This is a genomic window from Franconibacter helveticus LMG 23732 (genome assembly GCF_000463115.2).
Classification (GTDB): Bacteria; Pseudomonadota; Gammaproteobacteria; order Enterobacterales; family Enterobacteriaceae; genus Franconibacter; species Franconibacter helveticus.
Map to the genome: position 1 here is coordinate 1 of NZ_AWFX01000031.1, position 12888 is coordinate 12888.

Annotated in this window: 16 protein-coding genes; 7 read left to right on the forward strand and 9 right to left on the reverse strand. The window is 59.2% G+C overall.

Annotated elements, in window-relative coordinates:
• Position 1: 1 nt before the first annotated feature.
• The 6 genes from DW56_RS23135 to DW56_RS08935 all read left to right on the forward strand — a co-directional run bounded on the left by DW56_RS23135 (position 2) and on the right by DW56_RS08935 (position 4138).
• On the forward strand, positions 2-58 hold the full coding sequence (locus DW56_RS23135) for an IS1 family transposase (RefSeq protein ID WP_003032489.1): 57 nt from the start codon (positions 2-4) through the stop codon (positions 56-58).
• A 312-nt stretch (positions 59-370) separates the two neighbouring features.
• Complete coding sequence (locus tag DW56_RS08920; protein WP_024555198.1) at positions 371-874, forward strand: P-loop nucleotide/nucleoside kinase family protein; 504 nt, start codon at positions 371-373, stop codon at positions 872-874.
• A gap of 57 nt (positions 875-931) precedes the next feature.
• Positions 932-1108 (forward strand): hypothetical protein, encoded by a 177-nt coding sequence (locus DW56_RS22710; RefSeq protein ID WP_162838664.1) that lies wholly within the window; start codon positions 932-934, stop codon positions 1106-1108.
• A 458-nt stretch (positions 1109-1566) separates the two neighbouring features.
• Positions 1567-2490: a kdo(2)-lipid IV(A) palmitoleoyltransferase gene (lpxP, locus tag DW56_RS08925; RefSeq protein ID WP_029589766.1), complete on the forward strand. Its 924-nt coding sequence runs from the start codon at positions 1567-1569 to the stop codon at positions 2488-2490.
• Positions 2491-2587: 97 nt separating this feature from the next.
• Positions 2588-2983: a VOC family protein gene (locus DW56_RS08930; protein WP_024551189.1), complete on the forward strand. Its 396-nt coding sequence runs from the start codon at positions 2588-2590 to the stop codon at positions 2981-2983.
• 129 nt (positions 2984-3112) lie between these two features.
• Positions 3113-4138, forward strand: a complete 1026-nt coding sequence (locus DW56_RS08935; RefSeq protein ID WP_024551188.1) for an SDR family oxidoreductase — start codon at positions 3113-3115, stop codon at positions 4136-4138.
• A 52-nt stretch (positions 4139-4190) separates the two neighbouring features.
• Here the strand turns inward: DW56_RS08935 and DW56_RS08940 are convergent, their stop codons facing one another.
• The 8 genes from DW56_RS08940 to eat all read right to left on the reverse strand — a co-directional run bounded on the left by DW56_RS08940 (position 4191) and on the right by eat (position 11592).
• A complete protein-coding gene (locus tag DW56_RS08940; protein WP_024551187.1) occupies positions 4191-4958 on the reverse strand; it encodes a GGDEF domain-containing protein in 768 nt (255 codons plus the stop codon).
• Entirely contained in the window at positions 4952-5368 is a 417-nt protein-coding gene (locus tag DW56_RS08945) for a DUF1987 domain-containing protein (protein ID WP_024551186.1), read from the reverse strand. The genes DW56_RS08940 and DW56_RS08945 overlap by 7 nt, the downstream gene beginning before the upstream one ends.
• Complete coding sequence (locus tag DW56_RS08950; protein ID WP_064503451.1) at positions 5361-5936, reverse strand: SiaB family protein kinase; 576 nt, start codon at positions 5934-5936, stop codon at positions 5361-5363. Before DW56_RS08950 ends, DW56_RS08945 begins: the two co-directional genes overlap by 8 nt.
• A gap of 14 nt (positions 5937-5950) precedes the next feature.
• A complete protein-coding gene (locus tag DW56_RS08955) occupies positions 5951-7171 on the reverse strand; it encodes a SpoIIE family protein phosphatase (RefSeq protein ID WP_024551184.1) in 1221 nt (406 codons plus the stop codon).
• A 236-nt stretch (positions 7172-7407) separates the two neighbouring features.
• Entirely contained in the window at positions 7408-7974 is a 567-nt protein-coding gene (locus tag DW56_RS08960; protein WP_024551183.1) for a GNAT family N-acetyltransferase, read from the reverse strand.
• Positions 7975-8049: 75 nt separating this feature from the next.
• Entirely contained in the window at positions 8050-8817 is a 768-nt protein-coding gene (eutC, locus tag DW56_RS08965; protein ID WP_024551182.1) for an ethanolamine ammonia-lyase subunit EutC, read from the reverse strand.
• Between the two features lie 2 nt (positions 8818-8819).
• Positions 8820-10202, reverse strand: coding sequence for an ethanolamine ammonia-lyase subunit EutB (locus tag DW56_RS08970; RefSeq protein ID WP_024562184.1), 1383 nt, complete (start codon positions 10200-10202; stop codon positions 8820-8822).
• A gap of 10 nt (positions 10203-10212) precedes the next feature.
• Positions 10213-11592 carry an ethanolamine permease gene (gene eat, locus DW56_RS08975; RefSeq protein ID WP_394372237.1) on the reverse strand — a complete coding sequence of 460 codons (1380 nt, stop codon included), beginning with the start codon at positions 11590-11592 and terminating at the stop codon, positions 10213-10215.
• Positions 11593-11799: 207 nt separating this feature from the next.
• On the opposite strand from eat, the gene zapE reads away from it, so the two are divergent.
• Positions 11800-12807, forward strand: coding sequence for a cell division protein ZapE (zapE, locus tag DW56_RS08980; protein WP_035889786.1), 1008 nt, complete (start codon positions 11800-11802; stop codon positions 12805-12807).
• Between the two features lie 23 nt (positions 12808-12830).
• On the opposite strand, the gene DW56_RS23140 is transcribed toward zapE, so the two are convergent.
• Positions 12831-12887 (reverse strand): IS1 family transposase, encoded by a 57-nt coding sequence (locus DW56_RS23140; protein ID WP_003032489.1) that lies wholly within the window; start codon positions 12885-12887, stop codon positions 12831-12833.
• Position 12888: the final 1 nt, after the last annotated feature.

Here is a 12888-nt window from a genome sequence, read left to right on the forward strand (position 1 = left end):
GGTGGAGCTGCATGACAAAGTCATCGGGCATTATCTGAACATAAAACACTATCAATAAGTTGGAGTCATTACCCTTTTTTAAATTTATTATGCTGCCGCCTTATTTAAACATTAAAAAAACGATGCCTTAGCTTTTCGTTATATAAGCGAAACGGCATACGCTTGCGTGCGTTTAAATAAACCTGACAACAGGATAAATTACGCTTTGCGCTGCGTATTATTAAATGACTTTTTAACCCGGCGGGTTGTTGCGCGCTTTTGCTCAGGCAAAGATAAGTAAAAGCGTCATTCACCCACCCGTTCGGGGGGCTGGCGCAACGGTGAAAGCCTCTTATCATCAGGTTATCGAAAGCCGCTTTGCGAGGTCGCTATGTCTGTTTCTTCTTCACCCGTGCTGCATCTGCTGTGCGGTAAAATCGCCTCGGGAAAATCGACCCTCGCCGCCGCACTCGCCGACAACCCAGGCTGCGTGCTTATTAGCGAAGATGCCTGGCTTGCCCGTCTTTACGGCCAGGAGATGCAAAGCGTGACGGATTACGTGCGCTATGCCGCCAGGCTTCGCGAGGCAATGCAGCCCCATCTGGTGGCGTTGCTGCGCGCAGGCGTTTCGGTAGTGCTCGATTTTCCCGCCAATACCGTGGAAAACCGCGCCTGGATGAAAAAGGTGATAATGCAGAGCGGCGCGGCGCACCAGCTTCATTATCTCGATGTGCCGGAAGCGCTCTGCAAAGCGCGGCTGCGTGAAAGAAATGCCGCTGGTACGCATGATTTCGCCGCCACCGACGCCCAGTTTGAGCTGATTACGCGCTATTTTAGCGCGCCGGTGGAGGGCGAGGGGTTTACTGTCGTCCGCCACTCCTCGCCGCAGGCATAACCCGTCAAAGCCGTCTATCCTGAAACTCTACCTCTTTGGGACAGAAGGAGCGGTGCAATGAAGTTTTTTTACTTTGTTTCCCTGATTGCGGCGGTCGGTTATTTGTTCGCTTTTCTTCCCCGGACGAAAAAGGATCGCGAGCCGATAGCCTGGTGGGGCTGCTGGGCCTACGTGGCGGCTTCCGCGCTTTATTGGGCTTACTACGGTTTGAACCATTATCTGAACATCTTTTAACCGCACGAAAGGGTAAATTCGGAGCAGACCGCTTGCGGACGCAACGGCGCGGCTAGCCACTCGCGGGGCTTCATAATTTCTCCATTTACTTTACAAAATTTCGCTATCTTTTTACCGGCGAAAAGCCCACTGTGGCGGTGGGCAATTCACTGTCGTCGCCACAAGCGCTTCCTTGACTCTCGCCCTGTACAGGCGCCACGTCTTTTCAGCACAACCCTCCTTTTTATTCGCCCGGCGGGCAGACAAAAAATCGGGTCGCGTAGACCGTTGCAACGTTCAAACCGTTAACCAGGGTTATTCATCATTCGCGCAGTATTTATTCGCGCCCGCGTGCCGCAGGGGGTTCTGTCGGCTTGCGAATGGGCATTTTTTCTGACGTTTAAACAAAACCAAACAGAGTGTACCGCTAATGAAAGGGTTTCTTTATGCGATACCGCGACAGGCATAAAGGGTAAACCATGAACAAAACCGGCTGCTTCTCTTCATCATTGTTACATCCCCGCTACTGGCTAACCTGGTGCGGGCTTGTGCTGCTCTGGCTGCTGGTGCAGCTTCCTTATCCCGTGCTGATGCGCCTTGGCGCGTTTCTCGGCGCGAAGGCGCGGCCTGTGCTGAAACGGCGCGAGAAAATCCTGCGCCGCAACCTTGAACTCTGCTTTCCCCATTTTTCACCCGATGAGAAAGAGCGGCTGATCGCCGATAACTTTCTTTCGCTCGGCATGGCGCTGCTGGAAACCGGCATGGCCTGGTTCTGGTCCGATAAACGCATCAAGCGCTGGTTTGACGTCGACGGGCTGCATAACCTGCAAAACGCGGTGGACGGCAAGCGCGGCGTGATTGTGATTGGCGTGCATTTTATGTCGCTTGAACTGGGCGGGCGGGTGATGGGCCTGTGTCGGCCGATGATGGCGATGTACCGTCCGCACAACAACCCGGCGCTGGAGTGGGCGCAAACCCGCGGACGCATGCGATCGAACAAAGCGATGCTCGATCGCAAAGATCTCAAAGGCATGGTCAACGCCCTGAAAAAAGGCGAGGCGGTCTGGTTCGCGCCGGATCAGGATTACGGCCCGCGCGGCAGCACCTTCGCGCCGCTGTTTGCGGTGAACGACGCCGCCACCACCAAAGGCACCTTCGTGCTTTCCCGCCTGAGCGGGGCGGCGCTGCTCTCTATCGTGATGATAAGAAAAGCGGACGGCAGCGGTTATCAGCTTATCATCCAGCCCGAGCTGAAAGATTATCCGCGCGACGACGAAGCCGCCGCCGCCTGCTACATGAATAAAGTGATTGAGCGGGAAATCCTGCGCGCGCCGGAGCAATACCTCTGGATCCACCGGCGCTTTAAAACCCGCCCGGCGGGCGAAGCGTCGCTCTATCTGTAACAGGCGTTAACGAAAAACCGGCGGCCCAGACTGCCGGTTTTTTTATGGGCGCAGGGCAAGGTCTATAGTTACTTTTTACCTTAATGAGGAGCCGCCCATGCCCCGCGTAACCGGTGTTGATCATCTTGTTTTGTCCGTCAGCGATTTCGCCCGCTCAAAAGCCTTTTATGGCCCGCTGATGGATTTTCTCGGCTTTGAGATCATGGATGAAATGGAGAATGCCATGGGCTGGCGCAACGACGTCACCCGGCTTTGGATCTACCAGGCAGATGAAGCGGGCAAGGCTGCGCCTTACCGCAAAGGCAACCCCGGCTTTCACCATTACGCCTGGTCGCTTGGCAGCCGCGCCGAAGTGGATGAGCTACAACAGTGGCTGGAAACGCACAATGCCGCCATCGTCGACCCGGCGGATGAGTATTACCCCGATTATTACGCCGTCTTTTTTCTCGACCCCGACGGGATGAAGCTGGAAGGCATGTATTACGGCAAGTGATAAATAACCGCTTTTTAGCGAACCGCCGGTGATGTTTTTTTCATCTCCCGCCGGGCTTATCGGCCCGCCAGCGTCCAGGCTTTACGGATGTCACTTTCGTTGAACCGCTGGGCTTAAGCAGGAGGGAAGATGTCACAACACGATAACTCAGGTATTTCGCGCCGCCAGCTCGTCGGCGGGCTGGTAGGCAGCATGGCGGTCACCGCCGTGGCGGGTCACGCTAACGCGGCGGGCGCGCCGCAAACCGAAACCACCGACAGCGGGCCGCATCCGCTCACCGGCAAAGACCCGCGCGAGGCCTATCCAAAACCGCCTTTCGAGTACCAGACCCAGGAGCCGCCGGGGCTGGCGAGCAAAATGAACCCGCGGCCTGACCACGGCGAGCAAAGCTACAAAGGGAGCGGAAGACTGGCCGGGCGCAAAGCGCTCATCACCGGCGGCGATTCGGGCATTGGCCGCGCCGCCGCCATCGCCTTCGCCCGGGAAGGGGCGGATGTCGCGATAAACTACCTGCCGGTGGAAGAGCCGGACGCCAAAGAAGTCATTGCGTTAATTGAAGCCGCCGGGCGAAAAGCGGTGGCGATCCCAGGCGACATCACCGATGAAGCTTTTTGCCAGAAGCTGGTCAACGACGCGGCAACGCAGCTTGGCGGGCTGGATATCCTGGTGAACAACGCCGCGCGCCAGCGCAACGTGGAATCTATCAACGACCTGAGCACCGAGCTCTTCGACAAGACGTTCAAAACCAACGTTTACGCCATGTTCTGGATAACCAAAGCGGCGATGGCGCACCTGAAACCTGGCGCGGCCATTATCAACACCGCTTCGGTGCAGGCGCATAAGCCCGACGCCAACCTGCTTGATTACGCCTCCACCAAAGCGGCGATCGTCGCCTTCACCAAAAGCCTGGCGAAGCAGCTGGCGGAAAAAGGCGTGCGGGTAAACGCCGTCGCGCCCGGGCCGTTCTGGACGCCGTTACAGCCAAGCTGCGGTAAGAAGAAAGAGAAGTTCGAACAGTTCGGTGCCGAATCGCCCTGGGGGCGTCCGGGCCAGCCTGCGGAGATTGCGCCGCTTTACGTGACGCTCGCGGCGGCGGAAACCAGCTATTCGTCAGGACAGGTTTTCTGCGCCGACGGCGGCGCCGGCACGTTTTAACGCCGTAAACGCCTTGCGAAAAACCGCAGGGCGGCAAACCCGCTTCGGCGCTTTACTCCATTCGCAGCTTTCCCACTGCAAGCGGGAGCGCTGGCGGGCGAAAAAGCGTGTCGCTGAGCGCCACCTGATTGCGTCCACGTTTTTTGGCGACATAAAGCGCCGCGTCCGCCGCGCCGTACAGCGATTCAAAATCGCTGTCGCGAAGCCCAAGGCTGACGCCGAGGCTGACCGTGACCAACTGGTCGGGCAGGGCGTCGAGCGGCGAGGCGTTCAGCGAGGCGTGAATATAGCTTGCGATAATCATCGCCTCTTCAACGCGGCTGCCCGGCAACAGCACCGTAAACTCTTCGCCGCCCACCCGGCCAATGGCCGCGTGAGCGGGCAGGGCTTTACGCACCCGCTGCACCAGCGAGCAAATCACCCGGTCGCCGGTAGGGTGGCCATAATCATCGTTAATACGCTTAAAGTGGTCGATATCCAGCAGGATCAGCCCAACATTGCCCTGCGTCAGCGCCTGGTTTATCTGGTTGATAATGGCGCTGCGGTTAAAAACGGCGGTAAGGGCGTCATGGGTCGCTTCATATTCCAGCTGCCGCGCCAGCTTTTGCAACTGCTCGTTCATTCGCGTCAGCTCCCGCTCCGCCCGGTCGCTGCGGGAAATCAACCGGTAGGAGTGGCGGATCAGCCTCTGGTAATGTTTGGCGATAAGCCACAGCTTGTCGCGGCAGGCGTCGGCGCTAAGCTGTGGATTGGCGGCGGCGAGGCGGGCGTCTTCCAGCACGGCGTACTCGTCCTGGAACAGCTCGTTAATATCTAACATGCGTTCAGTTCCGGTCTTGGCAGCACCACCAGTGAAGTAAAGTCCAGCGCCAGCTCCTGGCCGAACTCTTCGGAAATGTCATCTTCTTCATCGTAATACCAGTGCAATTCGCAACGCGTTCCCCGTTTTGCAAAGCTGTTCAGGCATTCAAAAAACTCAAACAGCAGCTTGGTGCTGGAGCTGTTGAAGTAGCTCAGCGCCACGTGCAGCGTGATGGGCGGAGCGTCAACGGGCAGCTCAGCGAGCCAGCTTTCCACCGCCTGGATGAGCGGGCGGAAAAACGCGGCGGCGTTTTCGGGGTAGGCTTCGCCTTTCAGCCACAGGCGATGGGCGGCGAAATCAAAATTCACTTCCGGGGTGGAGTGGGTCGCCGCCAGCGCAATAGTCGGAAGTAAGGTGGTATCAGTCATGACAAAACGTCGCCTTCAGGTGAAAGGCGGACAGAGGACTCGCCGCCAGAGGGTGTAAACGGTATTCCAGCGGCTCGCTGGTATCCCGCGCCATGGTCAGCAGCCCAATATTGGCGCCCTTGCTGGTAGGCGGCGCTTCGCTGCGCAGCCCTTGCTTCCAGGCCTGCTTGATTTCGTCCTGGGTCATGTTGCGCAGCACTTCCAGGTTGGCGCGCAGCAAAGACGAGGCTTCCGGCCCCACCAGGTTTGCGGTTTCGAGGTAATAGCGCGCCTGGTCGGTGTGAAAGCAAAGCGAGCCGTAGCGCAGCTCTTCTTCGCCTTTGTGCAAAAAACGCTCGTCTGAGGAGTAGCGCACAATGTTCTGGCCCATTTCGACAAACACGGAAAAAAGCTTGCGCCGCAGCGCCGCAGAGGGTTCGTTTTTATCAAGCCAGGCGCGCACGACTTCGCCCATCGACACAATATTTTGCTGCGAAATAAACCCGGTGTAGGAGAGGGCGACGCCGCCCTGTCGCGGTGGGGTAAGCAGGGGCAACAGCGCCGCCTCTTTTACCTGTAATTCACTCATGCTCATCTCTTTAGTTACCAGCGAAAGCCGAACCACGTCATGTCATCGCGGGCGGGCTGTTTGCCCTGCCAGTCGCGAAGCCTGGCAAAGAGCGCGTCTGAGAACTCGCGCATCGGCAGATGACGCTGCTCCAGCAGCAGGGTCTGAATACGGTTTTTACCGAACATAATTTTGCGCTCGCCGCCAATCTGGTCAGTGACGCCGTCCGTCACGATCAGCACCTGATCGCCAGGCGCCAGCGCGCGCTGGTGGCGCTGCCAGCGAAAATCGGCAGGGGTATCGATATAGCCCATCCCTTTGCGGTCGCCTTCCAGCAGCGTGACCGCGTCATCTTCCGCGCCCAGCAAAAAGGCGTGCATTTGCGCGTTGGCCCAGACAATCTGCTCTTCACGCGCGTCGACAAACAGCGCGATTGCATCGCAACCGTCATTAGACTGGCTATGATTGGGCGTCGTCTGAAGCTGGCTGAGCGAGTGCTTAATGTGCTGGTTAATCAGGCTCAGCAGGCGGTCCGGCTCGTCGGGCGCCGCCTGGGTCAGCGCTTTTTCCAGCGCCGACGAGAAAATAAAGGTCATAAAAGCGCCCGGCACGCCGTGGCCTGTGCAGTCGGCAATCACCAGCAGCCAGCCATGGTCGTAACGCTGGAAAGCGTAAATATCGCCGCCCACGCAGTCGCGCGGATACCAGGAGAGGCACCAGTCGCGCAGGCAGGTTTCCATGTTCTGGCGTGAGCGGTTAAGCATGGCGTCCTGAATCACGCGCGCATATTCAATGCTCTGCATAATTTGCTCATGCTGGCGCGCCTGCAAACCGGAGACGGTTTTAATCAGGTCAATGCCAAGGCCGATGCCGACATAGTCGCCCGCTTCGGTGAGAATAAACCCTTCCGCGACCGCTTTATCACCCGTTTCCACCACCCGCTCGGCCAGATATTCCAGCCCCGCGTCGGCTTCAACGATAAGCGGCGTTTTATCCATAAAAGCGATGCAGCTTTTCTGGTCGTAAAGCTCGTGGAAAAAGGGGCGGCTCATTTGCGAGAGAAAAATATGCCGGTTGATCATGCCGACAGGCCGGTTTTTTTCCAGCACCGGCAGGCCAATTAAGGACTTGTGCTCGTTGAACAGCGCCATGACCTGCATATTGCTGGATTCCGGCGTGACGTGCGGCACCGCGATGCGCAGGCTTCCCGCGTTAAGCTGTTGCGAAGAGGAGACCAGCGCCAGTGGAATATCCATTGAACAGATAACCCGTTACGAAGTAAGAATTATCTTAGGGTAGGGGAGAAGTGTGACACTTTTACTGCAACGAACCCGGTAAATCGAATTCAAAAGTTTAGTAATACTAAAATAAAATTAAAGCCATAAAAAACTGTTAGCGCAGCGCCCGGTTGCAAAGCCGAACGCTGCGCCGTTACCTGCCAGCCTTACCAGCGCGAGTTGCGGATCACGCTGCAAAAATTAAGCGGGGTGAATCAGCATGATAAGGGCGTGACCGGATAACGCATTCGCCACTCGTCGCGGGTCATTTCCCACACCTCGGAATCCAGTTCGCCGCATACGTACTGTTTCTTTTGCACGTTTATAAGCCGCATGCCGCTTTTTTCTGACAAACGGCGCGAGGCCGTGTTCGCCCGCGCTTTCGCCACCCGCAGCACGTCACGGTCGAGCACGTTAAACCAGAAGTCGTTGACTGCCCGGCACGCTTCGCTCATCAGTCCCTGACGCTGCTCTTCCGGCGCGAGCCAGAATCCGCGGTTGTTGTCTGGCTCGTCGAGCAGGCAGATAACGCCAATTAGCGTCTCCGGCGTTTCGCGGCGGCGCAGCGTCCAGAACCAGCCGCGGCCTTCCGCCGCCGCAGGCAGCGCCACGTTGTTCACATAATCGTGAGCCGCGCCCGCCGGGTAGGGCCAGGGAATGGTGGCGACCAGGTAGCGCACAATTTCCCAGCGGGGAAAAACCCGCTGGATCTGTCCGGCATCGTCCGGCGAGAGCGGCTTGAGCAGCAGACGTTCAGTATGAAGTTCAGGCGCGGCGGTCATGACGGCTTCCTTTCTCCGGATAAAATCCTGTTGTCACACAGAACGGCGCGCCTGTCGACCCCGCGTTCTGGCAGGTTAGCGCAAAAGCGGTTTCACTTTGCCGTGCAGCGCCGGGTTGTCGCTCTCGTCTTTTAGCTTCACCCCTGTCAGCCGGCGCAAAAACGCCTGTTCCAGCAGCCAGGCGAGCTTAAAGGCCGCCGCTTCCCAGGGCAACCCCTCAGGGCGAATGTTGGAAATGCAGTTGCGTTCGGACTCGATGCGCGAGCGCGCCGGTTTCCAGGTGAGGTAAACCCCCAGGCTGTCTGGCGACGAAAGCCCGGGCCGCTCGCCAATAAGTATGGCTACCGCCTGCGCCCCCAGCGCGTCGCCGATGTCATCCCCCAGCGCCACCCGCGACTGGTGCGCCAGCACCACCGGGGCGAGCGTCAGGCCCAGGGTTTCAATATAGGGCAGCAGGGCGCGGATCATTCCCACGGCCTGGCGGTGAATCGCATGGGAAGAAAGCCCGTCGCCGATGACCAGCAGCAGGTCGGCGCGGCCTTTGCGGCGTTCCAGCAGCCTGCGGCTCTCATCATTCAGCCTGCGGCCTAAATCGGGGCGGTGAAGGTAGGTATCGCGGTCGGCGGCGGCGCTGTGTACGGTGAGCGTTTCAAGACCCAGCGCCTCCAGCTCGCCGCGCAGGCGTTCGCTGTCGAAGGGCTGGTGAATGGCGTCCCGCGCCTGGGCGTGGGCGAGGCCGAATTTCAGCACTTCGCGGGTCGGCAGGCTTGCGCCGCTGCGCCCGAGCGCGATGCGGGCGTCGGTAAACTGGCGTAACAGGCGCCAGGCGTCGTGCGTGCTCATCGCTATACCCCTTGCGGCAGCGCCGCCAGCAGCGGGTGGTTGGCGCCGGTCAGCCGCAACTGGCCCTGCGCGTTAATTATCTGCATTTTCTCAAGCCAGGCGGCGAACTCCGGCGCATGCTTCAGGCCCAGCAGTCGGCGAATGTAGAGCGCGTCGTGAAAAGAAGTGCTCTGGTAGTTAAGCATAATGTCGTCCGCCCCCGGCACGCCAATCAGAAAAGTCAGCCCGGCGTTTGCGAGCAGGGTCAGCAGGGTATCCATGTCATCCTGGTCCGCTTCGGCATGGTTGGTGTAACAGACGTCGCAGCCGAGCGGCAGGCCCATCAGCTTGCCGCAGAAGTGGTCTTCAAGCCCGGCGCGAATAATCTGTTTGCCGTCGTAGAGATACTCCGGGCCGATAAACCCCACCACGGTATTGACCAGCAGCGGCCTGAAACGGCGCGCTACCGCATACGCCCTCGCTTCGCAGGTTTGTTGATCGACGCCGTGATGGGCGTTTGACGAAAGACAGCTTCCCTGGCCGGTTTCGAAGTACATCACGTTGTCGCCGAGCATGCCGCGCCCGAGGCTTAGCGCCGCCTCGTGCGCCTCCTCCAGCAGCGCAAGGTTGATGCCAAAGCCGCTGTTGGCCGCTTCGCTGCCCGCCACCGACTGGAACACCAGGTCCACCGGCGCGCCGCGCTCGATAAGCTGAAGGGTATTGGTGACGTGAGTCAGCACGCAGGATTGCGTCGGGATGTCGAAGCGGCTGATAACATCGTCGAGCATATAGTTAAGCCGCTCTAACACCGGCAGGCTGTCGCTTGCCGGATTAATGCCCACCACCGCGTCGCCGCAGCCATAGAACAGCCCGTCGAGCATGCTGGCGGCGATGCCGCGCAGGTCGTCTGTCGGATGGTTGGGCTGCAAACGTACGCTTAAGTGGCCTGGCAGGCCAATGGTATTGCGAAAGCGGGTAACGACGCGGCATTTGCTGGCGGCCAGGATCAGATCCTGGTTGCGCATCAGCTTGCTCACCGCCGCCGCCATCTCCGGCGTGACGCCCGGCGCAACCGCAGAAAGCTGTTCGCTGCTGGTGTCGTCATCCAGCAGCCAGTCGCGAAAATCGCCGACCGTCAGGTGGCTGATGGCGGCGAAGGCGTCCCGGTCGTGCGTGTCGATAATCAGCCGCGTCACTTCATCCTGCTCATAAGGGATCACAGGGTTATTGAGCAGGTCGCGCAGCGGCACATCGGCCAGCGCCATCTTCGCCGCCATGCGCGCTTCGGCGCTTTCGGCAGCGACGCCCGCCAGCACATCCCCGGAGCGCGCCGGGGAGGCTTTCGCCAGCAATTCCTTCAGGCTCGGGAAGCGATAAACCGTATGCGCAAGCGTGGTCTGATACACAAGTTGCTCCTTATGAGGCGACGCGCAACTGCGGATCCTGCGCCGCGCTGGCGCGTGAGCGCGCTGTCAGCCGGAACCACACATAGCCCGCCAGCATCATGGCGGCGAATATCGCCGCCAGCGCCAGGTTGTAGTAAACCATCGCCGCGAGACAAAGCACCGCCATGCCCAGCGCAAACGCCGGGGCGAGCGGGTAGAGCGGCGCACGGAACGGGCGCGCCAGCCCCGGCTCGCTGCGGCGCAGCTTAAACAGCGACGCCATTGAGACGATATACATAACAATAGCGCCAAAAACCGACATGGTGACGATGCTGGCGGTGAGCGGCATGCCGTTGATGGTGATGAGCGAGTCAGAAAAAATCGCCGCAATGCCCACCACGCCGCCTGCGATTATCGCCAGATGCGGCGTACGGGTTCGCCGGTTCACCTGCGCAAGGCTTGCTGGTAAATAGCCAGCGCGCGCCAGCGAGAAAATTTGTCGCGAATAGCCCATGATGATGCCGTGAAACGACGCCACCAGCCCAAACAGCCCAAGCCACACCAGCATATGCAGCCAGCCGCTGTTAGCGCCGACGATAAGCTTCATCGCCTGCGGCAGCGGATCATTGATGTTGGCAAGGGTGCGCCAGTCGCCCACGCCGCCTGCGAAAATCATCACGCCTACCGCCAGCAGCGTCAGCGTAATAATGCCGCCGCCCAGCGCTTTGGGAATGGTGCGCTGCGGATCTTTCGCCTCTTCAGCCGCCATTGACGCGCCTTCAATAGCAAGGAAAAACCAGATGGCGAACGGAATGGCGGCGAACATGCCCGGCAGCGCGAGGCTTGAAAACGCATCCGAACCGGCCCAGCCGTTAGCGGTGAAGTTGCTCCACGAGAAGCCCGGCGACACCACGCCCATAAATACCAGCAGCTCAAAAATGGCGAGCAGCGTGACGATAAGCTCAAAGGTGGCGGCAATGCCGACGCCCAGAATATTCAGCGTCATAAAGATGACATAAGCGCCGCAGGCGACCCATTTCGGATCAAGCGCCGGGAACTGCACGTTCAGGTAAGCGCCTATCGCCATGGCAATGGCGGGCGGCGCGAAAACAAACTCCACCAGCGTGGCGAAGCCTGCGATAAACCCGCCCGTCGGCCCGAATGCGCGATAAGCGTAGGCGAACGGCCCGCCCGCATGGGGAATGGCGGTAGTGAGTTCGGTAAAGCTAAAAATAAAAGCGCAGTACATGGCGGCTATCGCCAGCGCCACAATTAAAAAGCCCAGCGTGCCTGCCTGCGACCAGCCGTAGCTCCAGCCAAAGTATTCACCGGAAATCACCAGCCCCACGGCGATGCCCCACAGGCGGAAGCTGCCCAGCGTGCGTTTTAATCCGGACTGTTCGGTTTGCATAGTCATGACCCACCTCGCCAATAAACGGATATCCCACAGGGCTATTGCAAGGAGCATACCAGCGCAGGAAGGGGCTATTTTTCACCCGCCGGTATGAGGCGCCGCCTTGTAAAGTGGCAACGCGTGCGCCCTTTTGGTGAAGCTTTTGAAAATCACGCCCGCTTATGGGTAAATAACAATTCATTCACATGTCTGTTGAGAAAAGCGATGCTGCCGAACGAACCGCGCCTGAATTTTACCGATGAGATGCGCCGCAAGGCGAAGGGGCAGGGGATAACGCTGGATGACGACCAGCAGCGGCTCATTCACCACCTGGACGGGCTTGGCGAGACGCTGCTCCGCCAGCGGGGCGCTTTCGCCGGGCTTTACCTGTGGGGCCAGCCCGGGCGCGGCAAAAGTTTTATCGTCGACAGTTTTTTCGCCGCGCTGCCGCTGGCGCAGAAAAAGCGCGCTCACTTTCACACCTTTTTTCGCGAACTGCATCAGCAGATGAGCGGCCAGGGGCTGGACGCCGCCCTGCGTGAGCTGATGGGCGAGGCGCGGTTGCTCTGTTTTGATGAGTTCCATCTGCACGATATCGGCGATGCGATGCTGGTGAAAAGGCTGCTGACGCTGGCGATGGAGCGCAGCGTGGCGCTTATCTTCACTTCGAACTACCCGCCGCGCGAGCTGCTGTCGAACCCGCTCTACCATGACCGTTTCGTTCCTTCTATTGCGCTTATTGAACAGCATATGACGGTCATGGCGCTCAACGGCCCGCGGGATTATCGCCAGCAGGACGCGGGCCACGGTGTTTTCAGCGAAGGCGCCTGGCTGTGGCCTGCGGACAGCGCCCGGCGTCAGGTTCTGGGGTTGCCGGAACGCACGGACGACGTGGCGCTCAATGTGGGGCATCGCACGCTGTACGCCGCTTCTGCGCCCGGCGAATTTTTACATTTTACCTTTGCGGCGCTGTGTGAGGCGCCGACGGCGGTGATGGACTATCTGGCGCTGTGCGAAGCGCATGAGAACTGGTTTATCGACGGCGTGCCGCCGCTTGCCAGCGTCAGCCCCGCCGCCCAGCAGCGTTTTATCAACCTGGTGGATGTGCTCTATGACCAGCAGCGCCGTGTGTTTATAGCCGCCCGCTGTCCGTTGGCGGCGCTGACGGCAGATGTGGAGCTTGAGGATATTGCCCGCACCGCCAGCCGGCTTTCGCAATTAAGCAGGAAGTAACGCGCGTGGGTAATGACTCCAACTTATTGATAGTGTTTTATGTTCAGATAATGCCCGATGACTTTGTCATGCAGCTCCACC